Origin of the sequence: Streptomyces sp. NPDC059454 (genome assembly GCF_042749965.1) — a bacterium.
Taxonomy (GTDB): domain Bacteria; phylum Actinomycetota; class Actinomycetes; order Streptomycetales; family Streptomycetaceae; genus Streptomyces.
Genome location: NZ_JBHYVC010000042.1, coordinates 23676 through 46145, shown reverse-complemented (window position 1 = coordinate 46145; position 22470 = coordinate 23676). Strand labels below are relative to the sequence as shown.

The following is a 22470-nucleotide window of genomic DNA, read 5'->3' as shown; positions in this document are numbered from 1 at the left end:
TCACCGGTCTCCCCGGCCGTATCCCGGTGCCCCCGCGTTCCCTGTGATCGTGGGGGCACGCATACTCGGAGGGTGACCGAGTATCAGCCACCCGGCGGTCCTTCCGGCGATCTCGCCGGCGATCCTCCCGGCGGTCCCTCCGGTGACCCTCTTGGCGGTCCCTCCGGCGATCCTCCCGGCGGTCCCTCCGGGGATCCCGGCTCCGCGTACGACGCCGTCGTGCTCGCCGGTGGCGCCGCCCGGCGGCTCGGGGGCGCGGACAAGCCCGGCGTGCGGGTGGGCGGACGGGCGCTGCTCGACCGGGTGCTCGCGGCCTGCGCCGGTGCCCGGACCACGGTGGTCGTCGCCGGCCCCCGCCCCACCGCACGGCCCGTGATCTGGGCCCGCGAGGAACCCCCGGGCGGCGGGCCCCTGGCCGCGCTCGCCGCCGGGCTCCGGCACACCACGGCCGACCATGTCGTCGTGCTCTCCGCCGACCTGCCGTTCCTCGGTCACCGCACGGTACGGGGGCTGTTGACACCCCTCCGTCACGGCACCACCACCGACGGCGTGCTGCTGACCGACTCCGACGGCCGGGACCAGCCGCTCGTCGCCGCGTACCGGACCGGGCCCCTGCGCCGCGAACTGGCCGTGCTCACCGGCCGGCACGGCGAGCTGGCCGGGCTGCCCCTGCGCAGGCTGACCGGTTCGCTCGATCTCACCCGTATCTCCGACCCGGTGGCGTCCTTCGACTGCGACACCTGGGACGACATCGCCACCGCCAGGGCACGCATCAGGGAGCATGGACACGTGTTGGACGAATGGATCTCCGCAGTCAAGGACGAGCTGGGCATCGACCTGGACGTCGACACCGGCGTACTGCTCGACCTGGCCCGCGACGCCGCCCACGGGGTGGCCCGGCCCGCCGCGCCGCTGACCACCTTCCTCGTCGGCTACGCGGCCGCACAAGCGGGCGGCGACCGGGAGGCCGTCGCCGAGGCGGCCCGCAAGGCCGCGGCACTCGCCCTGCGCTGGGCCGACGAGGAAACCCCTGACGCCACTCCCGAAGACCCTGACGCCACTCCCGAAGCCCCTGGCGCCACTCCCGGAACCCCCAAAGCCCCTCACGCCACTCCCGGAACCCCCGAAGCCCCCGACACCCGCCCGGACGCCTGATGACCCCGCGCGCCGCCCGGGCCGACAGGAACGCCGACGACCTCGACGTCGAGGAGGCGCTCGCCCTCGTGAGGAAACACCCCGGCGGCACCACGGACACCCCCCGCCACCCGCACCCGCACCACGATGCCACCGCCTGGCCCGACGCCCGCGCCATCGCCGAACGCGCCCCGCGCCACGGCACCGGCGGCCGCACCGGTTACCTGACCCCGGTCGCCGTCCCCCTCGCCTCCGCCCTGGGCCTCACCCTCGCCGCTCCCCTCACCGCCCTCACCGACCTGCCCTCCTTCGACACCTCCGCGATGGACGGCTGGGCGGTCTCCGGCCCCGGCCCCTGGTCCGTACGGGACGAGGGTGTCCTCGCCGGGCACGCCGCGCACCCGCCGCTCACCGACGGCGAGGCCGTCCGCATCGCCACCGGCGCCCGCATCCCCCCGGACACCACCGCCGTACTCCGCAGCGAGCACGGCCGCACCGACGACAAGGGCCGGCTGCACGTCACCGACGCCACCCGGCCGCCGCACACGGTCACCCACGGCCAGGACATCCGCCCCCGCGGCCAGGAGTGCCGCCGCGGTGACCAGCTGCTGCCCGTGGGCACCCCGGTGACCCCGCCCGTCCTGGGCATGGCCGCCGCCGCCGGATACGACACGCTCACCGTCGTCCCCCGCCCCCGCGCCGACGTGTTCGTCCTCGGCGACGAACTGCTCGGCGAGGGCCTGCCGCATGACGGGCTGATCCGGGACGCGCTCGGCCCGCTGCTGCCGCCCTGGCTGCGCGTGCTCGGCGCGGAGGTGACCGTCGTACGCCGGGTCGGCGACGACGAACAGGCGCTGTACGAGGCCATCACGACGTCCGACGCCGATGTCGTCGTCACCACCGGCGGCACCGCCGCGGGCCCGGTCGACCACGTGCACCCCGCGCTGCGCCGCATCGGCGCCGAACTCCTCGTGGACGGCGTCAAGGTGCGCCCCGGCCACCCCATGCTCCTGGCCCGTACCAAGGACGACCAGCACCTCGTCGGCCTGCCCGGCAACCCCCTCGCCGCCGTATCCGGTCTGCTCACGCTCGCCGAGCCGCTGCTGCGCACCCTCGCGGCCCGCCCCGCCCCCGAGCCGTACGCGCTGCCGCTGCGGGACGGGGTGCAGGGGCACCCGCACGACACCCGGCTGATCCCGGTCGCCCTGCGCGGTGACCGGGCGCTGCCGCTGCTCTACAACGGCCCGGCCATGCTGCGCGGCGTCGCGGCGGCCGACGCGCTCGCCGTCGTACCCCCCGGTGGAGCACGGCCCGGACAGGAGGCGGAACTGCTCGACCTGCCCTGGGCGTCCGGAGGAATCGGGGTGTGTTTCACGTGAAACTTCCGGGCCAGGACGCCATCGCTCGCCAGGCGGACGAACATCTGGTGACCCATCGGGTGGAACTCCCGAGGAAACTGGTGGAGCATCCGATCCGCCAGGTCGCCAAACGACTGTCGTGGGCCCTGGTGGTGCTGGTGGTGACGGCGTTCATCGTGTACGCCGACCGCGACGGCTACAACGACAACTCCGACGGATCCCTCGATCTCCTCGACGCGTTCTACTACGCGACCGTCACCCTCTCCACCACCGGGTACGGCGACATCACTCCGGTCAGTGACGCCGCCCGGCTCACCAATATCTTCGTCATCACGCCGTTGCGCGTGCTGTTCCTGATCATCCTGGTCGGCACCACCCTCGAGGCCCTCACCGAACGCACGCGGGAGGAGTGGCGACTGAACCGCTGGAGGTCCACGTTGCGCGATCACACCGTCGTCGTCGGGTTCGGTACCAAGGGCAGGTCCGCGATCAAGACCGTCTGCGCGACCGGGCTCAGGAAGGAGCAGGTCGTGGTCGTCGATCCCAGCGCGAAGGCGATCGAGGCGGCCACGGCGGACGGCTACGCGGGTGTCATAGGGGATGCCACGCGCAGCGAGGTGCTGAAGCGGGCCGAGGTGCAGCGGGCCCGGCAGATCATCATCGCGACGCAGCGCGACGACACGGCCGTCCTCGTGGCGCTGACGGCGCGGCAGCTCAACCGGGGCGCGAAGATCGTGGCCGCGGTGCGCGAGGAGGAGAACGCCCCGCTGCTGAAGCAGTCGGGTGCCGACGCGGTCATCACCAGCGCCAGCGCGGCCGGACGGCTGCTCGGGCTGTCCGTGCTCAGCCCCTCGGCCGGCATGGTCATGGAGGACCTCATCCAGCAGGGCACCGGGCTCGACATGGTCGAACGGCCGGTCATAAAGGCCGAAGTGGGCAAGACGCCCCGCGAGGTCGGCGACCTGGTGGTGAGCGTCGTACGCGGGCACCGGGTGCTCGGCTACGACGACGCGGACGTCGGGACGCTGGAGCTGACGGACCGGCTGATCACGATCGTGCGGGCGACGCCGGGCACGCAGATCGCGCCCGACTTCCGCCCGCTCCGCAGCTAGGCAGGCTGCTTCCGGCTGCCGTCTACTTCCTGTTGTAGAGCCGCATCGTGACCGGTCCGAAGACCACCACGAACAGTCCGGCCCAGCCCAGCGTCCAGGCGATCTCGTCGGCCGGCCAGTCGCCCGCCATCAGTCCGCGCACCGCGGACGCCAGGTGGGTGACGGGGCTGTTGTTGACGAACGCCTGGAGCCAGCCCGGCATGGTGCGCGGGTCGACGAAGACGTTGGACAGGAAGGTGAGCGGGAAGATCACCATCATGCTGACGCCCATCACCGACTTCTCGGTGCGCAGCATCAGCCCGAACATGGTCCAGATCCAGGAGAAGGCGAACGAGAACAGCACCAGCAGCGCGATCCCGGCGAGCACTCCGGCCACCCCGCCGTCGGCGCGGTAACCGAGGATCATGCCGACGGTCAGCATCACGACCGACGCGATGGTGTAGCGCAGGGCGTCGCCGAGCAGATAGCCGACCATCGTGGACGGCCGCCAGATCGGCAGGCTGCGGAACCGGTCGAAGACGCCCTTCTCGATGTCCGTGTTGACCGAGACACCGGTGTACATGGTGATCATCACGACCGACATCACCAGGATTCCCGGCAGCAGGAACTGGATGTACTCCTTCGGTGACCCGGCCAGCGCCCCGCCGAACAGGTACGTGTACATCAGCACCATCATGATCGGGAACGCCGTCACGTCGAACAGCTGCTCCGGCACGTGCTTGATCTTCAGGATCGCCCGCCAGCCGAAGGTAAGCGAGGCCGACCAGGCGCTGGGCCGCGGCGGGCGCTCCTTGGTGACCAGCAGTTCGGCGAGGGAGTCGGTGCGCACCGGGGCGAGTTCGGCGCTCTCGGTGGTCGTCGTGGTGCTCATGCCGCCACCTCGTCCTTCGGGTCGTGGGAGTCGTCCTGGTCGGATGCGCGGGTGTCGTGGCCGGTGAGGGCCAGGAACACCTCGTCCAGGCTGGGCTGGCCGAGTGAGAAGTTGTCGACGGTGACACCGGCGCGGGCCAGCTCGCTCAGCGCGCGGGCGGCCTGCTCGGCGGCCGTGTCGCGGCTCGCGGCGGCGGTGAGGCGGGCGGTCAGCGCCACCGGGTCGGGCTCGGGCTGCACCCGCGCGTCGAGGGCGCGGCGCAGCAGGTCGGCGGCGAGCGGCCGCTGCTCGGCGTCCCGCAGCCGCAGATGGACGGATCCGGCGCCGACGGACGCCTTCAGCTCGCCCTTGGTGCCCTCGGCGATCACCTTGCCGCGGTCGATGACGGCGATCCGGGACGCCAGCTGGTCGGCCTCGTCCAGGTACTGCGTGGTCAGCAGCACTGTCGTGCCCTGGGCGACGACCGCGCGCACGATGTCCCACACCTGGTTGCGGCTGCGCGGGTCCAGGCCGGTGGTCGGCTCGTCGAGGAACAGCAGGTCGGGGGTGTTGAGGATGGACGCGGCGATGTCGATACGGCGCCGCATGCCGCCGGAGTAGTGCTTGACCTGTTTCCCGGCCGCGTCCGTGAGGCCGAAGGCCTCCAGCAACTGGGCGGCGCGGGTGCGGGCGGCGGGCTTGCGGTGGCCGAGGAGCCGGCCCAGCAGGACCAGGTTCTCGGTGCCGGTGAGGTCCTCGTCCACGGACGCGTACTGGCCGGTGAGGCTCACCCGGCCGCGCACCTCGTCGGCCTCGCGCACGATGTCGTGACCGAAGACATGGGCCTCGCCGCCGTCGGGCCGCAAGAGGGTGGCGAGCATCTTCACGGTGGTGGTCTTGCCGGCGCCGTTCGGTCCGAGGACCCCGTACACCGTGCCGGCCGGCACGGCGAGGTCGACGCCGTCGACGGCCCGTGTCTCACCGAAGGTCTTGACCAGGCCGGCGGTCTCGATCGCCAGGCCGGACGTCTGCGTGCTCATGCTTCGGGTCCTTCCGCATGCTTGGGCTACGCATGGAGAGACCGTCACCGTCGCGCAAACTCATCGCTCCCGCACGAGATTTTCCGGGAGACCGGTCCCACGACCGAGAAAGGGGCGCCCCGGGTCGTAGGACGCCGTGCACCGGGCGGTCGTGGGACGCCGTGCACCGGGCGGTCGTGGGACGCCGTGCACCGGGCGGTCGTGGGACGCCGTGCACCGGGCGGTCGTGGGACGCGGTGCACCGGGCCCGCCGCACCCCAGGAGTACCGTCCCCCTCATGTATGCGATCACGATTCCCGAACCCGGTGGGCCCGAGGCGCTGGTGTGGGACGAGGTCCCCGACCCCGTGGCCGGCCCCGGCGAGGTCCTGGTCGAGGTGGTGGCCGGTGCCGTCAACCGGGCCGACATCCTCCAGCGGCAGGGCTTCTACGACCCCCCGCCCGGCGCCTCCCCCCACCCCGGTCTCGAATGCTCCGGACGGATCGCCGCGCTCGGTGACGGGGTGAGCGGGTGGGCCGTCGGCGACGAGGTCTGCGCGCTGCTCGCCGGCGGCGGCTACGCGGAGAAGGCCGTCGTCCCGGCCGGGCAGCTGCTGCCCGTTCCCGAGGGGCTCACCGTGGATCAGGCCGCGGCGCTCCCGGAGGTCGTCTGCACGGTCTGGTCGAACGTCTTCATGGTCGCCCACCTCCGCCCCGGCGAGACCCTCCTCGTGCACGGCGGCTCCAGCGGCATCGGCACCATGGCGATCCAGCTCGGCAAGGCCGTCGGAGCGAGGGTCGCCGTCACCGCCGGCACCACGGAGAAGCTGGAGCGCTGCGCCGAACTCGGCGCCGACATCCTGATCAACTACCGCGAGCAGGACTTCGTCGCCGAGCTGAAGAAGGCCACCGGCGGCGCCGGCGCGGACGTCATCCTCGACAACATGGGCGCCAAGTACCTGGACCGCAACGTCCAGGCCCTCGCCGTCAACGGCCGGCTCGCCATCATCGGCATGCAGGGCGGTGTGAAGGGCGAGCTGAACATCGGCGCCCTCCTCGGCAAGCGCGCCGCCATCAGCGCGACCTCGCTGCGCGCCCGGCCCCTGGAGGAGAAGGCGGCGATCGTGGCGGCCGTACGCGAACACGTCTGGCCGCTCGTCGCCGACGGCCGTGTCCGCCCCGTCATCGACCGCGAGATCCCGATGCCGGACGCGGCCACCGCCCACCGGGTCGTGGAGGACAGCGGCCACATCGGCAAGGTCCTGCTGGTCACGCCGAGCTGAGCCCGGACGGCCGGGTCAGCCGGCCGTGTCCACCGGAGCCCGCCCCCGCTCCCGGCACGGCACGCCGGCCGCGTCCACCGGGTGCGGGTTCCCACCCGAGTACAGCACCGCCCTGCGCGTGTTCCCGTGGCGCGCGAGCCCTTCCACGGCCCGTCAGGAAACTCCCGGCAGGACCCCGCCCGGTTCTCAGGACGTGCCGCGCCCCTGGCGCATGCGCAGGGCCACGAAGGCGAGGCCGAAGCCGAGTCCGATGAGCATCAGACCGCTGCCGAGCGGAAGGATGCGCAGGACGGGCTCGGTGGAGGCGACCGCGTTCGGCTCCGCCGCCCGTGAGGTCGCGGAGGGCACCGGGACCGCCGCCTGTGACGCCGGTGTCCGCGGGACGGTGTCGCCCCCGCCGGGTGCCCGGGACACGGTGTCGTCGTCCCCCGGGCGCGGCACGCCGGCCGCGTCCGGCCGCCCGCTCACGTCCTCGGCGCGCCCCGGCCTCCGTGGTACGGCACCGGCGCCCCCGTCGTCCGCACCGTCCCGGTCGTCCGCACCGTCCCGGTCGCCGCGCTCACGCTCCCGCGGCTCTCCCTCGGTCATCCCGTGCCGCCCCGGCCGGTCCCGGTCCTCGCCCGGCCGGCTCCCGGCCCTCGACGGCTCCCCGGAGGGCGAGGGCGACGACGAGGACGAGGGGGACGAGAGGGACGGCGAAGAGGGGTCGGCGCCGACCCCGTACGCCGCCCCGGCGCCGAGGGGCGCCGCGACAGGGCCGTACGGCATCACCGCCGCCCCCGTGACCAGGACAACCGTCGCTCCCACTACACGCAGCCATGGAGTCACGACCGTGACCTCCCGCGCCGGCCGGTGCTCGGTCACACCGTCGGCAAGATGGGCCGGATGGACGCCCAACAGCCTGTCATCACCGGATGTTCCCGGCATTCCGGATACGTCCGTCGGGTGGACCCGCCCGGAGAACCCCGCTTCCGGGGGCACCGCCGAAACGGCACACGGCCGTGCGCGACAATGGCGGCATGGAGATGCCGAGGAACGAACGGTCGCCGGAGAATCCGCAGATCCTGGTCGTCGGCCAGGACGGCATGGCGCTCGGCGCCGGCGCCGGCGCCGGAGACGAGGACTCCCGCGAGACCCCGCTCACGGAGCAGGTGGAGCAGCCGGCGAAGGTCATGCGGATCGGCAGCATGATCAAGCAGCTGCTGGAGGAAGTGCGCGCGGCTCCCCTGGACGAGGCCAGCCGGGTCCGGCTCAAGGAGATCCACGCCAGCTCGGTGAAGGAACTGGAGGACGGTCTGGCCCCGGAGCTGGTCGAGGAGCTGGAGCGGCTCTCCCTGCCCTTCACGGACGAGACCACCCCGAGCGACGCCGAACTGCGGATCGCGCAGGCCCAGTTGGTGGGCTGGCTGGAGGGCCTCTTCCACGGCATCCAGACCACGCTCTTCGCCCAGCAGATGGCCGCGCGCGCTCAGCTGGAGCAGATGCGCCGTGCCCTCCCGCCCGGCGTCGGCGACGGCTTGGAGGACCCGCAGACGGGCGGCCGCTCGGGCGGCCCGTACCTGTAACCGCCCCACTGTCCCTGCCCGAACGAAAAGAACGACACGTACGGCACGAAGGGGCCCGGCATCGGATGCCGGGCCCCTTCGCCGTGTCGCGTACGGCCGGGATCAGGACGGAGGGTTGCCCGTCGAGACCTTGAGCGTGATCTGCGGCATGTCCTCGGGGTCGACGTCCGTGCCCGCCGGCGGGAACTGGTCCCGGACGGAGCCCTCGCCGTAGGTGTTCTCGTCCACGTCGAGAATCTTGATGTCACCCCAGCCGGCGGCCTGGAAGCACTCCTTGACCGACCCGATGTACTTGAACTTGAAGTTCGGCATCCGGATCTTCTCGGGGTCGTTGTACGACTCCTGCGGCTCCTCGCACTCCTCCTTGTCGATCTTCTTCGACGTGTCCGGCCCGCGGTAGCCCTCCGCCTTGGCCGCCGGTGCCGACGCCGAGGCCGAAGCGCCGCCGCTTCCGCCGCCGGCCTGCGGGTCCTTCTCGCCGCCGTTCATCATCAGCGCCGTGATCAGGCCGCCGACGGCGACGAGCGAGACGACGATCGACCCGATGACCACCGGCTTGTTCCGACTGCCGCCCGAGCCGCCCGAGCCGGACGGCTGGGGCGTGATGTCGTACGGCGGAGGGGTCTGCGGCCCCGGCTGCGGCGCGTACGGCGACGGGGCGCCGCCCTGCTGCGGATAGCCGTACGCCGGGGAGGGCGTGGGCGGAGCCGGAGTGCCGTAGGGATGGGGCGTCGGCTGGTACGGCGTCTGCACGTTGCCCGTGGGCGCCGGGGTCGCCCGGTCGACCGGCGGGAACACCGCGGAGCCGACGCCCGCGCCGCTCTGCGCCTGCGCGCCGGGGACGATGCTCGGCGGGGCCGCGTGGAAGGACTGCGCCACCCGCAGGCACTCCCCGCGCATGGACTCCGCGCTGGGGAAGCGCTCGTTCGGATTCTTCTTCAGCGCGCGGGCGATCAGCGCGTCCACGGCCGGCGGCAGCGAACGGTTGATCGAGGACGCGACCGGCGGCTCCTCCTGCACATGCGCGTACGCGATGGCCAGCGGCGAGTCCGCGTCGAACGGCAACCGCCCGGTGACCAGCTGGAACAGCATGATGCCGACCGAGTACAGGTCGGAGCGGGCGTCCACGCCCCGGCCGAGCGCCTGCTCCGGGGAGAGGTACTGCGGGGTGCCGACGACCATGCCGGTCTGCGTCATCGACGTCACGCCGGACTGCATGGCGCGGGCGATGCCGAAGTCCATGACCTTGACCACGCCGCGCTTGGTCATCATCACGTTGCCCGGCTTGATGTCGCGGTGGACCAGCCCCATCTCGTGGCTGATCTCCAGGGCCGCCAGGACGTCCGCGGTGATCTTCAGCGCCTTGTCGGCGGGCATCGCGCCCTGCTGCCGCACGTCCTCGTCGAGCACGGACCCCAGCGGGCGGCCCTCGACGTACTCCATGACGATGTACGGCGTCGTCATGCCGTCCACGTCGTCCTCGCCGGTGTCGAAGACCGAGACGATGTTGGTGTGCGTGAGCTTCGCCACGGACTGGGCCTCGCGGCGGAAGCGCTCGCGGAAGGCCGGCTCCCGGCCGAGTTCCGTGTGCAACGTCTTGATCGCGACCTGGCGGTCGAGCACGCTGTCGTAGGCGAGGTGGACCGAGGCCATGCCGCCCTGGCCGAGCAGGTCCCGCAGTTGGTAACGTCCGCCGGCGAGCGCCCGTCCCGCGTGGTGGCCCTGTGCGCCGTGCTGGCTCATGTTCCGCGTCCCCCGTAGCCTCTCCGGCGCCGCCGCCGTCGGTGGCCGATCCGTCGTAGATCCCATGCGCTATTCCCGGCCAAGTCTGCCCCAGGCCACCGACACGTCAAGCGCGGTGCCCGTTCCGTGACCGTACGCGAAGGAAGCGTCGCGGAAGCGTTACAGCGGTCGTCCTACCGGTACACGGAATTTGCACGACAGTACGGAGTGCGGGTTTCATGGCCGGTCCGTCTCGTGCCGGTCCTGGCAGCCCGTCCCGGGCCGGGGGCACACGCCGAGGCTGTAGCGTGGCCGACGAAGACCGTGACAACACCGCGCGCACCGCGGGCAGAAACGACGGCGAGGACTGATGGCACAGCAGCAGCGCGCCCAGGGCCCGTCCGACCCCGAGGCGACTGGCGGCGGCATCTCGGACGCGCCGGACAACTGGGGCAACGGCGGGCTCGTCGGCGACGGCCGGTACCGGCTGACCCACAGGCTCGGCCGGGGCGGCATGGCCGAGGTCTTCGCGGCCGAGGACGTACGCCTCGGCCGCACGGTCGCCATCAAGCTGCTGCGCGCCGACCTCGCCGAGGACCCCGTGTCCAAGGCGCGCTTCACGCGCGAGGCGCAGTCGGTGGCCGGTCTCAACCACCACGCGATCGTCGCCGTGTACGACTCCGGCGAGGACGTCGTCGGCGGCCAGTCGGTGCCGTACATCGTGATGGAGATCGTCGAGGGCCGCACCATCCGCGACCTGCTGATGAACGCCGAGGCCCCGGGCCCCGAGCAGGCGCTGATCATCGTCTCCGGTGTCCTGGAGGCGCTCGCCTACTCGCACCAGCACGGCATCGTGCACCGCGACATCAAGCCGGCCAACGTCATCATCACCCACAACGGCGCCGTGAAGGTGATGGACTTCGGCATCGCCCGCGCGCTGCACGGCGCGTCCACGACGATGACCCAGACCGGCATGGTCATGGGCACCCCGCAGTACCTCTCCCCCGAGCAGGCCCTCGGCAAGGCCGTCGACTACCGGTCCGACCTGTACGCCACCGGCTGCCTGCTGTACGAACTGCTGGCGCTGCGGCCTCCCTTCACCGGTGAGACGCCGCTGTCGGTGGTCTACCAGCACGTCCAGGACATCCCCACGCCCCCCTCGGAGGCCTCGGACGCCTGCCCGCCGGAGCTGGACGGCCTGGTCATGCGTTCCCTCGCCAAGGAGCCCGACGACCGGTTCCAGACGGCCGAGGAGATGCGCGGACTGATCCAGTACGCGCTGCAGATGCTCTACGACCAGGGCGGTCACACCGGCACCTGGAACACCGGCCCGGTGGTCATGCACGAGGGCCCGCGCACCCCGGCGGCCGGCTTCGCGGGCACCACCGCGATGCCGCACCCGGACGCCTCCGGCACGGCGGCGATCCCGCAGCCGATCCTGCCCGCCGGGTACGGCGGCGACGACGGCGGCTTCGAGGGCCACGGCAACAAGGGCAGCGGTCGCGGCAAGCTGTGGATCCTCGCGGTGCTCGCGGTGATCGCCGTCGCGGCGGGTGTGGCGCTGGCGATGAACGGCGGCGGTGGCGAGGGCGGGAAGAAGCCCGACACATCCCCGTCCGTGACGCAGACCACCGAGGACGAGAAGGCCAGCGAGAGCCCGAGCGACGAGGCCCCCGAGGAGACCACCGACCCGGGCACGGAGACCGGGACCGACCCGGGCACGGGATCCGGCGGTGGGAACTGGGACCAGCCGTACACGCCGTCCCAGGAGCCGACGTACACGGAGACGGAAGAGCCGAGCGACCAGCCGACCGCCACTCAGCCGACCGGTACGGGCGGTACGGACACCGGTGGAACGGACGCGGGCGGTACCGACACCGGTGGAACGGACGCGGGCGGTACCGACGCGGGCGGCACGGACGCCGGTGGTACCGACGCGGGCGGCACGGACGCCGGTGGTACCGACGTGGGCGGCACCGACACCGGGACCACTCTCGGGAACACGGGCGGCTGACCCGCGCTCCCTACGGCATGGCCCCGCCCTCACGGGCGGCACGAAACTCGACTCTTCCCGTGCCCGGGGTGGCCGGGATAACGTGCCGTTGCTCCGGCCTCCTGCGAGGCTGTGACCAGCGCACCTTCAGGTCCTTCCCCGATTTACTTGGAAATCCAAGCAAAATCGCAGGTCAGAAGGGTTTCACAGAGATGTGGAGCACTGGGTAACGTGCCTCTTGCAGGGCGCTCGCCGGGGCACCTGTCACGCCTGTTCCCGGTCGAGTGGCACCCACCCCGTGCCCGGTGGTCGAGAACAGGTGAGCCGCACTGGCCCACCGGCAACCCCGGGGGCCGGACCGACGGAGGAGCACACGTGACCGTGGAGAGCACTGCCGCGCGCACACCGCGACGCAGCGCCGGAACGAAGGCCGGCACCACCGGCACCAAGCGCACCACCAGCGCCGAGAAGGCCACCGGTGCCGGGAAGAGCGCCGAGCCCGCCCTCGTCCAGCTGCTGACGCCCGAGGGCAAGCGCGTCAAGAACGCCGAGTTCGACAAGTACGTCGCCGACATCACCGCCGACGACCTGCGCGGTCTGTACCGCGACATGGTGCTCACCCGCCGCTTCGACGCCGAGGCCACCTCCCTGCAGCGTCAGGGCGAGCTGGGCCTGTGGGCCTCGCTGCTCGGGCAGGAGGCGGCGCAGATCGGCTCCGGCCGGGCGCTGCGCGACGACGACTACGTCTTCCCCACCTACCGCGAGCACGGCGTCGCGTGGTGCCGCGGGGTGGACCCGACCAATCTGCTCGGCATGTTCCGCGGCGTGAACAACGGCGGCTGGGACCCGAACGGCAACAACTTCCACCTGTACACGATCGTCATCGGCTCGCAGACCCTGCACGCCACGGGCTACGCGATGGGCGTCGCCAAGGACGGCGCGGACAGCGCGGTCATCGCCTACTTCGGCGACGGCGCGTCCAGCCAGGGCGACGTGGCCGAGGCCTTCACCTTCTCCGCGGTCTACAACGCCCCGGTGGTGTTCTTCTGCCAGAACAACCAGTGGGCGATCTCCGAGCCGACCGAGAAGCAGTCCCGCGTGCCGCTGTACCAGCGCGCGCAGGGCTTCGGCTTCCCGGGCGTCCGCGTGGACGGCAACGACGTGCTGGCGAACCTGGCCGTCACCAAGTGGGCCCTGGAGCGGGCGCGCGCCGGTGAGGGCCCGACGCTGGTCGAGGCGTTCACCTACCGCATGGGCGCGCACACCACCTCCGACGACCCGACCCGCTACCGGGGCGACGAGGAGCGCCTGGCCTGGGAGGCCAAGGACCCGATCCTCCGTCTTCGCCGCTACCTCGAAGCCTCGAACCACGCGGACGAGGGATTCTTCGCGGAACTGGAGGCCGAGAGCGAGGCGTTGGGCAAACGAGTGCGCGAAGCGGTCCGTGCCATGCCGGACCCGGACCACTTCGCCATCTTCGAGAACGTGTACGCGGACGGACACGCGCTCGTGGACGAGGAGCGTGCGCAGTTCGCCGCCTACCAGGCGTCGTTCGCGGACGCGGACGGGGGTAAGTGAGATGGCGGAGACCGTGACATCCAAGAACATGGCCCTGGCCAAGGCGATCAACGAGTCGCTGCGGCATGCCCTGGACACGGACCCGAAGGTCCTCGTCATGGGAGAGGACGTCGGCAAGCTCGGCGGCGTGTTCCGGGTGACGGACGGGCTGCAGAAGGACTTCGGCGACAGCCGCGTCATCGACACCCCGCTCGCCGAGTCGGGCATCGTCGGCACGGCGATCGGCCTGGCCCTGCGCGGCTACCGGCCGGTGGTGGAGATCCAGTTCGACGGCTTCGTCTTCCCGGCGTACGACCAGATCGTCACGCAGCTCGCGAAGATGCACGCCCGCTCGCTGGGGAAGGTCAAGCTCCCCGTCGTCGTGCGCATCCCCTACGGCGGCGGCATCGGTGCGGTGGAGCACCACTCCGAGTCCCCGGAGTCGCTGTTCGCCCACGTGGCGGGCCTGAAGGTGGTCTCCCCGTCGAACGCGTCGGACGCGTACTGGATGATGCAGCAGGCCATCCAGAGCGACGACCCGGTGATCTTCTTCGAGCCCAAGCGGCGCTACTGGGACAAGGGCGAGGTCGACACCGAGGCGATCCCGGGCCCGCTGCACACCGCGCGCGTGGTGCGCGAGGGCACGGACCTCACCCTCGCGGCGTACGGCCCGATGGTGAAGCTCTGCCGGGAGGCCGCGGACGCGGCGGCCGAGGAGGGCCGCTCCCTGGAGGTGCTGGACCTGCGCTCGGTCTCCCCGCTCGACTTCGACTCGATCCAGAGGTCGGTGGAGAAGACGCGCCGGCTGGTCGTCGTCCACGAGGCACCGGTGTTCTTCGGTTCCGGCGCGGAGATCGCCGCCCGGATCACGGAGCGCTGCTTCTACCACCTGGAGGCCCCGGTGCTGCGGGTGGGCGGCTACCACGCCCCGTACCCGCCGGCCCGCCTGGAGGAGTCCTACCTCCCGGACCTGGACCGGGTGCTCGACGCCGTCGACCGCTCGCTGGCGTACTGAGGGAGAGGGTCGTGACGACGATGACGAACGCGTCCGTACGCGAGTTCAAGATGCCGGACGTGGGCGAGGGCCTCACCGAGGCCGAGATCCTCAAGTGGTACGTCCAGCCCGGTGACACGGTCACCGACGGCCAGGTGGTCTGCGAGGTCGAGACGGCGAAGGCGGCCGTCGAACTGCCCATCCCCTACGACGGTGTGGTCCGCGCGCTGCACTTCCCCGAGGGCACCACGGTGGACGTGGGCACGTCCATCATCGCGGTGGACATCACGGGTGGCGCGGCCCCGGAGGAGACCCCGGCTCCCGCCGTCGCTCCCGCCCCCGCCGCGGAGCCCGAGGAGAAGCCGGCGGCCCGCCAGCCGGTCCTGGTCGGCTACGGCGTGGCGACGTCCTCGACGCGCCGCCGCCCGCGCAAGCAGGCGGCCCCGGACACCGCGGCCCGGCAGGCGGCGGTGGCCGTCCAGGCGGAACTGAACGGTCACGGCGCCCCCGCCGCTCCCCTGGAACGCCCCCTGGCCAAGCCCCCGGTGCGCAAGCTGGCGAAGGACCTGGGCGTCGACCTGACGACGGTCACCCCGACCGGCCCGGACGGCATCATCACCCGTGAGGACGTCCACGCGGCGGTGGCGCCTCAGGCTCCGGCTCCGCAGGAGGCCGCCCCGGCTGCCGCCGTACCGGTTGCCGCCGCGGCCCCGGTGTCGTACGACACCGCCCGCGAGACCCGCGTCCCGGTCAAGGGGGTCCGCAAGGCCACGGCGGCGGCGATGGTCGGCTCGGCGTTCACGGCACCGCACGTCACGGAGTTCGTGACGGTGGACGTGACGCGCACGATGAAGCTGGTCGAGGAGCTGAAGCAGGACAAGGAGTTCACGGGCCTGCGCGTGAACCCCCTGCTGCTGATCGCCAAGGCCCTGCTGGTGGCGATCAGGCGCAACCCGGAGATCAACGCCTCCTGGGACGAGGCGGCCCAGGAGATCGTGGTCAAGCACTACGTCAACCTGGGCATCGCGGCGGCCACCCCGCGCGGCCTGATCGTCCCGAACATCAAGGACGCCCACGCCAAGACGCTGCCGCAACTGGCCGAGTCCCTGGGCGAACTGGTGTCCACGGCGCGGGAGGGCAAGACCTCCCCGTCCGCGATGCAGGCGGGCACGGTCACGATCACCAACGTCGGCGTCTTCGGCGTCGACACGGGCACGCCGATCCTCAACCCCGGCGAGTCCGCGATCCTCGCGGTCGGCGCGATCAAGCTCCAGCCGTGGGTCCACAAGGGCAAGGTCAAGCCCCGCCAGGTCACCACCCTGGCCCTCTCCTTCGACCACCGCCTGGTGGACGGGGAGCTGGGCTCCAAGGTCCTGGCGGACGTGGCGGCGGTCCTGGAACAGCCGAAGCGGCTGATCAGCTGGGCCTGAGGCCCACGAACCGCCGGGTTCGGCACGGGAGGGGCGTCGCGACATCGGATCGCGGCGCCCCTCCCGCGCGGACGTCCACCACCGGAAGGCGGTGCGTCACGATCGAGCCGTCGGCAGCGTACGGGTCAGGAAGTCCCGGATGCGGTCGGCCGTGCTCTCCAGGTGGCTCTCGAGCAGGAAGTGGCCGCCTCCGGGCACCAGGTGGATCTCGGCGTCCGGCAGGTCCCGCGCGAAGGCGCGCGCGCCGTCGGGGCCGAAGATGAGGTCCTCGGCTCCCCATACGGCCAGGAGCGGGACACGGCTCTCCCGGAAGTACGCGTGCAGCCGCGGGTAGAGGGGCCGGTTGGTGGCGTAGTCGCGGAAGAGGGCGAGCTGTACGAGGTCGTTGCCGGGACGGCTGACGTCACGGTGGTCGGCCGTCCAGGTGTCGGGGTCGACCAGTTCGGGGCGGTCCACCCCGTGGAGGTACTGCCAGCGGATGGCGTCCAGGTCGAGGGCGGTGCGGACCGCCGGCTCCGTCCCGGGCCCCGGGTCGTTCGCGTAGGCCCACAGCGGCGCCCAGAACTCGGGGACGAAGCCGTCCTCGTAGGCGTTGCCGCTCTGGGTGATCACCGCGGTGACCGCCTTCGGGTCGCGCAGCGCGAGTCGCCACCCGATGGGAGCGCCGTAGTCCTGTACGTACACGGCGTAGCGGGTGACACCGAGCCCGGCCAGGAGTTCCTCCGTGATGTCGGTGAGCGCGTCGAAGGTGTACCGGAACGCGTCGGCGGGCGGGGTGTCGGAGTGGCCGAAGCCGAGGTGGTCGGGGGCGATGACGCGGAACCGGTCGGCGAGTTCCGGGATCAGCCGGCGGAACATGCGCGAGCTGGTGGGGAATCCGTGCAGGAGCACCAGGGCCGGTGCGTCGGCGGGGCCGGCCTCCCGGTAGAAGACGCGGTGTCCGCGCACGGTGGCGTACTGGTGACGGATCTCGATCACGACTAACCCTCCAGAGGGCTTTTGGTGGTTACCAGTGCCTCCAGTGGACCGGATGTGAGGTAACCTGTCAAGTGAGCTGAGGGGGTTAGCCGAGGAGGTGAATGGACATGATCGACGAGGGAGCGCTGCTGGAGGCGCTGAACAGCACCCCGGTGGTGGACGGCCGGCCGCGGGATCTGTGGGCCGATGACGCCGTGCTGCGGCGGTGGGCCGAGGAGCACGGCGTCCCCGGTGACGCGGCGGCGGCCGACTGGCTGCGGACGGCGAGGGACGCGCTCCAGACCGCCACCCGCGGCACCGTGCCCGAGGCGGAGTTGCGGGACGTGCTGGCCGGCGCGTACCGGATTCCCGAGGTCGGCGAGCCGGGTCTGCGGTGGCGTCTCGAAGCGCCGCCCGAGCGGCTGCTCGCGGTGGAGCTGGTGCTCGCCTGGTACGACGTCCAAGAACGCAGGCCCGGCCGGCTGCGCCCCTGCGGCAACGACGAGTGCCGCCTCTTCCTCCTCGACCGCAGCCGCGCCAACACCGCCCGCTGGTGCTCGATGAGGACCTGCGGCAATCGCCTCAAGGCCCGCCGCCACCAGGAACGCGCCCGTCGGTTTCCGGCGCCCTGACGAAGGCCGGTCGGTCCACACGCCGACCCTCCCCGGCACGGCCGGTTCCGCCCGGACCGTCTTTCCCAGGGTGAGCCGCTCCACGGCCCGCACATCCGCCCGGACGACCAGGAGACCGCGCCTGAACCGGGTGTCGGGATCCGAGGCGCTGCACTGCGGCAGCCGCTCCCCTCGGGTCCGTGACGGCGATGCGCAGGGCGGTGCCGGCTCGTGGGAGGACCCCGGCGAGATCGAGCCGTTCGTGGAGGCCCGGCTGGAGAACGTCGGGGCGGCCATCGCACGCGGGACGACCGGTGTGCACTACCGCGAGCCCTCCGGTCTCCGGAAGGCGCTGGGCTTCGTGTCCGGCGCCGAGGGCGATGAGGCCGCGATCCGGACGACCCGGAACGGCTGACCGACTGGGCGTGAGGCCCGGTGAACCGCTAGGTTCAGCGCGGGAGGGGCGCCGCAAATTCGGATTGCGACGCCCCTCCTGCCGTGCCGGTCCACTCAGCCCCGATGGAGCACGTACACCGGAGCCCCGCCCCCGCCCCCGTCCCCGCCCCGCGAGCGGATGCAGGCGTGCTTGCGCAGCAGCCGGAGGCAGTCGTTGACGCGGCGCACGGAGAGCCCCGTACGGGTGGCGATCGACTCCAGCGGCTCGCGCAGCTCTCCCTGTTCGACGAGCACGGGGGCGATGGCCACGGCCACCGTCCATACGTCCTCCGTCACGGACAACCGCTGTCGCCAGTCGGCCAGCACCGACTCGGTGGTGGGCAGCGCGGTGCGGTGGCCAGGGGGCGTCCGGCGCGCGAGGACGAGAGTGTCGAACCGGTCCGCGATGCGTTCCATCGCCCGGACCATGGCCTGCTGCACGGCGAGGGTGGCCTGTTGCGTGGCCAGCAGTTCCCGCTGCATGGCCAACGTCTCCTTCTGCAAAGCGATCGATTCACGCTGCCCGCCGGCCAGTTCCTCGTCCAGCTGAAGGTTGTGCGCTTCGAGCCGGACGATGGCATCGGCGACCTGCTCCGGCATGGCGTAGGCGACGGGCGCACCAGGCTCGGAGGGCTGCACCTCGGCTTCGTCGAGAGAGTAGGAACCCTCGCGCTGAACGGTCTCGATCACTTCGGCGACCCACTGCTTGAAGGGGGCGCAGGCCGATTTGGTACAGGCGTTGACGAGGAGGACGAGACCTTGGAGAGAGATGACTTGCAAGTCTCGACGCCACTCTCTACCTGCGGGAACGCTGAGACCGTAACCTCCAGTTACGGTCTCGAGAATCTCTCGATGCTCGTCCGGAACGTGGTCTGAGAGCGCCTTCCGGGAGTTGGTGTGGCCGAGTTCCTTGCAGACGTCCACCGCCGGGAACCAGTGCGTCCCGTCCGGCATCGTCAGCCTCCGCACCCGGGCGCCGGTCGCCGCGTAGACGAAGTCGCTGACGTCGATCGCCTCGTGCTGCTCGGCAGAGTTCTGCCGTTTGCTGGGTTCGTTCATGTGAATTACCTCCGCTGCGGAACGTAGAGCGAGGCGGAACGCATATGCCAGCCGGTTCGATGATGTTCACGACTGCGAGCGAAGTCGGCCGAAACGGCTGTGCCGACCGGCGGACACGTGTATGGCGGACGTCGGAGTCGAGACATGCGCAAGGGGCCCGCCGATATCGGCGGGCCCCTTGCGCATGTGTGTCCGCGTGGGTCAGATCTTGCCGAAGCCGTAGCCCAGGAGCTTCTTCGCGTCCGTCTCGCGCTGGGTGGACGAGGAGGAGGCGAGGACCGTGCCGATGACCGTCTTGCCGTTGCGGGTCGCGGCGAAGACCAGGCAGTACTTGGCCTCCGGGCCCGAGCCGGTCTTCACGCCGATCGTGCCGCTGTAGCTGCTGAGCAGCGTGTTCGTGTTGGTCCACGGCGCCATCGTGCGGGTGCTGCCCGTCTTCGTCGTCGTCTTCGCCGTGTACTTCTTCGTCTTCACGATCGAGCGGAACGTGGAGCTCTTCATCGCGCTGCTCGCGATCTTCGTCAGATCGCGCGGCGTCGAGTAGTTGCTGCCCTTCCCGATGCCGTCGAAGGAGTCGAAGTGGGTGTTCTTCAGGCCCAGGTTCTTCGCCTCGGTGTTCATCTTGCCGATGAACGACTTCACGCGGGCCGAACGCGTCGAGCCCGTGCCGAACTTGTCGGCCAGCGCGTACGCCGCGTCGCAGCCCGACGGCAGCATCAGCCCGTACAGCAGCTGGCGCACGGTGACCTTGTCACCGACGATCAGCCGTGCCGACGAGGCGTTGTTCTTCACGATGTAGTCGCTGTACGCCATCTGGATCGTGACCTTGGCGTCCAGGTTCAGGTTCTTCTGCGCCAGCACGACCTTCGCGGTCATGATCTTCGTCGTCGAGCCGGTCGAACGACGCGTGTCCGCCGCCTTCGTGTACAGCGACTTGCCGTTCGCGTTGTTCATCACGTAGCCGCCCTTGGCGACGATCGTGGGTGCGGCGGCGGCCTGCGCGGGCGCCGCGTAGAGAACTCCGGAGGCGATCACGGCGCCGGTGGTCATGGCGACGCCGACGGCTCTGCGGAGGCGGAAGCCCTGCGTGTCGATCTTCAAGTCGAATACCCCGATTACCTGGAATGGCCTTGTCCTGCGGCCAAGTTGAGACGCGGTCCATAAGGGAGCCGCATCTGTCTGACTCGCGGAGCGTGCGGATGGTTGTGCGTGAACCGGGGGCACTTCCGACTTCTTCGAGTCCGCATCGTGGATGGATTCTTCCATGCGTGCGTGTTGTATCTATCCTGTCCGCATGAGCATGGCCGCAGTGAAGCAACCACCCGCCACCGACCGCGTCTACACCCACGTCAAGCAGGGCGTCCTGGAACGCCGTTACGAGGGCGGGACGCTGCTCACCGAAGGCGAGCTGGCGGAGGCCGTGGGGGTCTCGCGGACCCCCGTGCGCGAGGCGCTGCTGCGGCTGGAGGCCGAAGGGCTGATCAAGCTCTACCCGAAGAAGGGCGCCCTCGTCCTGCCCGTCTCCGCGCAGGAGATCGCCGACGTCGTCGAGACCCGGCTGCTCGTCGAGGAGCACGCCGCCAGGAAGGCCGTACCCGCGCCGGCCGGGCTCATCGAGCGTCTGGAGGAGCTGCTCGCCCGGCAGAAGGAGCAGGCCGCCGCCGGTGACTTCGCCGCGGCCTCCGTCACCGACCGGTGCTTCCACGCCGAGATCGTCCGCAGCGGCGGCAACGAGATCCTCTCCCGTCTCTACGACCAGCTCCGCGACCGCCAGCTGCGGATGGGAGTCGCCGTGATGCACTCCCACCCCGACCGGATCGCCAAGACCCTCGCCGAGCACGGGGAGATCCTTCAGGCGCTGCGCTCCGGTGACGCGGAGGCGGCCGTCGGCGTCGTCCACCGGCACGTCGGCTGGTTCTCCCACCTGGCCCGGGGTGAGGTGCGATGAGCGGCGCGCGTACGGAGGCGTCCGGCACGACGCCAGGAGACCCTCCCGGCGGACGGCGCGCCCTCGCCGTGTGGGGGATCGGCGTCTCCGTCTACTTCGTCGCCGTCATCTTCCGTACGTCGCTGGGCGTGGCCGGCCTCGACGCCGTCGACCGCTTCGACGTGGGCGCCTCCGCCCTGTCCACCTTCTCCATCCTCCAGCTGCTGGTCTACGCGGGCATGCAGATACCCGTCGGGCTGCTGGTCGACCGGCTCGGCACCAAGAGGGTGCTGGGCATCGGCGTCGTGCTGTTCACGGCCGGGCAGCTGGGCTTCGCGTTCTCACCGTCGTACGGCACGGCGCTCGCCTCGCGGGCGCTGCTCGGCTGCGGTGACGCGATGACGTTCATCAGCGTGCTGCGGCTGGGCACCCGGTGGTTCCCGGCCCGGCGCGGGCCGCTGGTCGCGCAGATGGCGGGGCTGGCCGGCATGGCGGGCAATCTCGTCTCCACGCTGGTCCTGTCCCGGCTGCTGCACGGCATCGGCTGGACGGCGGCGTTCGCGGGCAGCGCGGTGGCCGGTGTCGTGGTGTTCGTGCTGCTTCTGTTCTTCCTCGAGGACCACCCCGAGGGGCACGGGCCGGAGCCCGTTCCGCACCAGGGCGCCGCCTACGTGCGCCGTCAGATCGCCGCCTCCTGGCGGGAGCCGGGAACGCGGCTCGGGCTGTGGGTGCACTTCACCACCCAGTTCCCGGCGATGATGTTCCTGCTGCTGTGGGGCATGCCGTTCCTGGTGGAGGCGCAGGGGCTGTCCCGGGCCGCCGCCGGTGAGCTGCTCACCCTCGTCGTGCTGTCCAACATGGTCTTCGGACTCGTCTACGGCCAGGTCATCGCCCGGCATCACGGGGCGCGGCTGCCGCTGGCGCTGGGAACGGTGGGGGCGACGGCGGTGGTGTGGGCGGCGACCCTGGTCCATCCGGCGGATACGGCGCCGATGTGGCTGCTGGTGCTGCTGTGCGCGGTGCTGGGGGCCTGTGGGCCGGCGTCGATGATCGGGTTCGACTTCGCGCGGCCGGCGAATCCGGCCGAGCGGCAGGGGACGGCGTCGGGGATCACGAACATGGGGGGCTTCGTCGCCTCCATGACGACGCTGTTCGCGGTCGGGGTGCTGCTGGATGCGACGGGGGGCGATTATGCCGTCGCCTTCTCGTCCGTGTTCGTGCTTCAGGTGGTGGGCGTCACCCAGATTCTGCGGTTGCGGAGGCGGGCGGCTCGCGCGGAGCGGGAGCGGTCGGTCGCGAGCCGGGTGACGTCGGTGCACGTGCCCGTGTGACGGTGCCCGGGGGTGGGGCCGGGCGGGGGTGGGTCGCGTGGCCGGCGCTTGCCGGGTGCCGTCGCGCCCACCCTCCCCCACTCTCGGTTTCGCTCGAGCGGGGGCCCCATCGCCCCCGCGGCACGACTGCCCGC

At 71.5% G+C, this 22470-nt stretch carries 20 protein-coding genes; 13 read left to right on the top strand and 7 right to left on the bottom strand.

The window, feature by feature from the left end; genetic code table 11:
- Positions 1-219 precede the first annotated feature (219 nt).
- Genes ACFXAE_RS25090 through ACFXAE_RS25080 form a run of 3 tightly spaced genes read left to right on the top strand, consistent with a single transcriptional unit; the run spans position 220 to position 3604 of the window.
- A complete protein-coding gene (locus ACFXAE_RS25090; RefSeq protein WP_384718696.1) occupies positions 220-1155 on the top strand; it encodes a DUF6457 domain-containing protein in 936 nt (311 codons plus the stop codon).
- Entirely contained in the window at positions 1155-2513 is a 1359-nt protein-coding gene (locus ACFXAE_RS25085) for a molybdopterin molybdotransferase MoeA (protein WP_384718663.1), read from the top strand. Before ACFXAE_RS25090 ends, ACFXAE_RS25085 begins: the two co-directional genes overlap by 1 nt.
- Positions 2510-3604: a potassium channel family protein gene (locus ACFXAE_RS25080; protein ID WP_384718695.1), complete on the top strand. Its 1095-nt coding sequence runs from the start codon at positions 2510-2512 to the stop codon at positions 3602-3604. The genes ACFXAE_RS25085 and ACFXAE_RS25080 overlap by 4 nt, the downstream gene beginning before the upstream one ends.
- 22 nt (positions 3605-3626) lie before the next feature.
- On the opposite strand, the gene ACFXAE_RS25075 is transcribed toward ACFXAE_RS25080, so the two are convergent.
- Both ACFXAE_RS25075 and ACFXAE_RS25070 read right to left on the bottom strand, forming a co-directional pair.
- Positions 3627-4475 carry an ABC transporter permease gene (locus tag ACFXAE_RS25075; RefSeq protein WP_384718661.1) on the bottom strand — a complete coding sequence of 283 codons (849 nt, stop codon included), beginning with the start codon at positions 4473-4475 and terminating at the stop codon, positions 3627-3629.
- On the bottom strand, positions 4472-5494 hold the full coding sequence (locus ACFXAE_RS25070) for an ATP-binding cassette domain-containing protein (RefSeq protein WP_384718659.1): 1023 nt from the start codon (positions 5492-5494) through the stop codon (positions 4472-4474). Before ACFXAE_RS25070 ends, ACFXAE_RS25075 begins: the two co-directional genes overlap by 4 nt.
- A 277-nt stretch (positions 5495-5771) precedes the next feature.
- Between ACFXAE_RS25070 and ACFXAE_RS25065 the strand changes: the two genes are divergently transcribed.
- Positions 5772-6755, top strand: coding sequence for an NAD(P)H-quinone oxidoreductase (locus tag ACFXAE_RS25065; protein ID WP_384718657.1), 984 nt, complete (start codon positions 5772-5774; stop codon positions 6753-6755).
- A 186-nt stretch (positions 6756-6941) separates the two neighbouring features.
- On the opposite strand, the gene ACFXAE_RS25060 is transcribed toward ACFXAE_RS25065, so the two are convergent.
- Positions 6942-7343: a hypothetical protein gene (locus ACFXAE_RS25060; RefSeq protein ID WP_384718655.1), complete on the bottom strand. Its 402-nt coding sequence runs from the start codon at positions 7341-7343 to the stop codon at positions 6942-6944.
- 431 nt (positions 7344-7774) lie between these two features.
- Here ACFXAE_RS25060 and ACFXAE_RS25055 point away from each other — a divergent pair, with 431 nt between their 5' ends.
- Entirely contained in the window at positions 7775-8320 is a 546-nt protein-coding gene (locus ACFXAE_RS25055) for a bacterial proteasome activator family protein (protein ID WP_384718653.1), read from the top strand.
- Positions 8321-8422: 102 nt separating this feature from the next.
- On the opposite strand, the gene ACFXAE_RS25050 is transcribed toward ACFXAE_RS25055, so the two are convergent.
- Positions 8423-10063 (bottom strand): protein kinase, encoded by a 1641-nt coding sequence (locus tag ACFXAE_RS25050; protein WP_384718651.1) that lies wholly within the window; start codon positions 10061-10063, stop codon positions 8423-8425.
- Positions 10064-10412: 349 nt separating this feature from the next.
- On the opposite strand from ACFXAE_RS25050, the gene ACFXAE_RS25045 reads away from it, so the two are divergent.
- From ACFXAE_RS25045 to ACFXAE_RS25030, 4 genes are all read left to right on the top strand, one after another.
- On the top strand, positions 10413-12056 hold the full coding sequence (locus tag ACFXAE_RS25045) for a protein kinase (RefSeq protein ID WP_384718649.1): 1644 nt from the start codon (positions 10413-10415) through the stop codon (positions 12054-12056).
- Positions 12057-12410: 354 nt separating this feature from the next.
- Positions 12411-13613, top strand: a complete 1203-nt coding sequence (gene pdhA / locus ACFXAE_RS25040; protein WP_384718647.1) for a pyruvate dehydrogenase (acetyl-transferring) E1 component subunit alpha — start codon at positions 12411-12413, stop codon at positions 13611-13613.
- A 1-nt stretch (position 13614) separates the two neighbouring features.
- Entirely contained in the window at positions 13615-14607 is a 993-nt protein-coding gene (locus ACFXAE_RS25035; protein WP_384718645.1) for an alpha-ketoacid dehydrogenase subunit beta, read from the top strand.
- Between the two features lie 11 nt (positions 14608-14618).
- On the top strand, positions 14619-16016 hold the full coding sequence (locus ACFXAE_RS25030) for a dihydrolipoamide acetyltransferase family protein (RefSeq protein WP_384718643.1): 1398 nt from the start codon (positions 14619-14621) through the stop codon (positions 16014-16016).
- A 96-nt stretch (positions 16017-16112) separates the two neighbouring features.
- Here the strand turns inward: ACFXAE_RS25030 and ACFXAE_RS25025 are convergent, their stop codons facing one another.
- Positions 16113-16994 (bottom strand): alpha/beta fold hydrolase, encoded by an 882-nt coding sequence (locus tag ACFXAE_RS25025; protein WP_384718641.1) that lies wholly within the window; start codon positions 16992-16994, stop codon positions 16113-16115.
- A 107-nt stretch (positions 16995-17101) separates the two neighbouring features.
- On the opposite strand from ACFXAE_RS25025, the gene ACFXAE_RS25020 reads away from it, so the two are divergent.
- Together ACFXAE_RS25020 and ACFXAE_RS25015 are read left to right on the top strand one after the other, a co-directional pair.
- A complete protein-coding gene (locus ACFXAE_RS25020) occupies positions 17102-17605 on the top strand; it encodes a CGNR zinc finger domain-containing protein (RefSeq protein WP_384718639.1) in 504 nt (167 codons plus the stop codon).
- A 130-nt stretch (positions 17606-17735) separates the two neighbouring features.
- Positions 17736-17999, top strand: a complete 264-nt coding sequence (locus ACFXAE_RS25015) for a hypothetical protein (protein ID WP_384718637.1) — start codon at positions 17736-17738, stop codon at positions 17997-17999.
- Positions 18000-18094: 95 nt separating this feature from the next.
- Here ACFXAE_RS25015 and ACFXAE_RS25010 read toward each other — a convergent pair whose 3' ends face one another.
- Positions 18095-19078: a Bro-N domain-containing protein gene (locus ACFXAE_RS25010; RefSeq protein ID WP_384718635.1), complete on the bottom strand. Its 984-nt coding sequence runs from the start codon at positions 19076-19078 to the stop codon at positions 18095-18097.
- 201 nt (positions 19079-19279) lie between these two features.
- Positions 19280-20128: a D-alanyl-D-alanine carboxypeptidase family protein gene (locus ACFXAE_RS25005; protein ID WP_384718694.1), complete on the bottom strand. Its 849-nt coding sequence runs from the start codon at positions 20126-20128 to the stop codon at positions 19280-19282.
- A gap of 244 nt (positions 20129-20372) precedes the next feature.
- On the opposite strand from ACFXAE_RS25005, the gene ACFXAE_RS25000 reads away from it, so the two are divergent.
- Together ACFXAE_RS25000 and ACFXAE_RS24995 are read left to right on the top strand one after the other, a co-directional pair.
- Complete coding sequence (locus ACFXAE_RS25000) at positions 20373-21026, top strand: GntR family transcriptional regulator (protein ID WP_384718633.1); 654 nt, start codon at positions 20373-20375, stop codon at positions 21024-21026.
- Positions 21023-22336, top strand: a complete 1314-nt coding sequence (locus ACFXAE_RS24995) for a nitrate/nitrite transporter (protein WP_384718631.1) — start codon at positions 21023-21025, stop codon at positions 22334-22336. Before ACFXAE_RS25000 ends, ACFXAE_RS24995 begins: the two co-directional genes overlap by 4 nt.
- The last annotated feature ends 134 nt before the right edge of the window (positions 22337-22470 follow it).

Bases quoted from the DNA above. Each gene is read 5' to 3' on its own strand.
- ACFXAE_RS25085 (WP_384718663.1), top strand. From the start codon at position 1,155: ATGACCCCGCGCGCCGCCCGGGCCGACAGGAACGCCGACGACCTCGAC.
- ACFXAE_RS25075 (WP_384718661.1), bottom strand. From the start codon at position 4,475: ATGAGCACCACGACGACCACCGAGAGCGCCGAACTCGCCCCGGTGCGC.
- ACFXAE_RS25070 (WP_384718659.1), bottom strand. From the start codon at position 5,494: ATGAGCACGCAGACGTCCGGCCTGGCGATCGAGACCGCCGGCCTGGTC.
- ACFXAE_RS25065 (WP_384718657.1), top strand. From the start codon at position 5,772: ATGTATGCGATCACGATTCCCGAACCCGGTGGGCCCGAGGCGCTGGTG.
- ACFXAE_RS25060 (WP_384718655.1), bottom strand. From the start codon at position 7,343: ATGACCGAGGGAGAGCCGCGGGAGCGTGAGCGCGGCGACCGGGACGGT.
- ACFXAE_RS25055 (WP_384718653.1), top strand. From the start codon at position 7,775: ATGGAGATGCCGAGGAACGAACGGTCGCCGGAGAATCCGCAGATCCTG.
- ACFXAE_RS25050 (WP_384718651.1), bottom strand. From the start codon at position 10,063: ATGAGCCAGCACGGCGCACAGGGCCACCACGCGGGACGGGCGCTCGCC.
- ACFXAE_RS25045 (WP_384718649.1), top strand. From the start codon at position 10,413: ATGGCACAGCAGCAGCGCGCCCAGGGCCCGTCCGACCCCGAGGCGACT.
- ACFXAE_RS25035 (WP_384718645.1), top strand. From the start codon at position 13,615: ATGGCGGAGACCGTGACATCCAAGAACATGGCCCTGGCCAAGGCGATC.
- ACFXAE_RS25020 (WP_384718639.1), top strand. From the start codon at position 17,102: ATGATCGACGAGGGAGCGCTGCTGGAGGCGCTGAACAGCACCCCGGTG.
- ACFXAE_RS25010 (WP_384718635.1), bottom strand. From the start codon at position 19,078: ATGAACGAACCCAGCAAACGGCAGAACTCTGCCGAGCAGCACGAGGCG.
- ACFXAE_RS25005 (WP_384718694.1), bottom strand. From the start codon at position 20,128: ATGACCACCGGCGCCGTGATCGCCTCCGGAGTTCTCTACGCGGCGCCC.
- ACFXAE_RS25000 (WP_384718633.1), top strand. From the start codon at position 20,373: ATGAGCATGGCCGCAGTGAAGCAACCACCCGCCACCGACCGCGTCTAC.
- ACFXAE_RS24995 (WP_384718631.1), top strand. From the start codon at position 21,023: ATGAGCGGCGCGCGTACGGAGGCGTCCGGCACGACGCCAGGAGACCCT.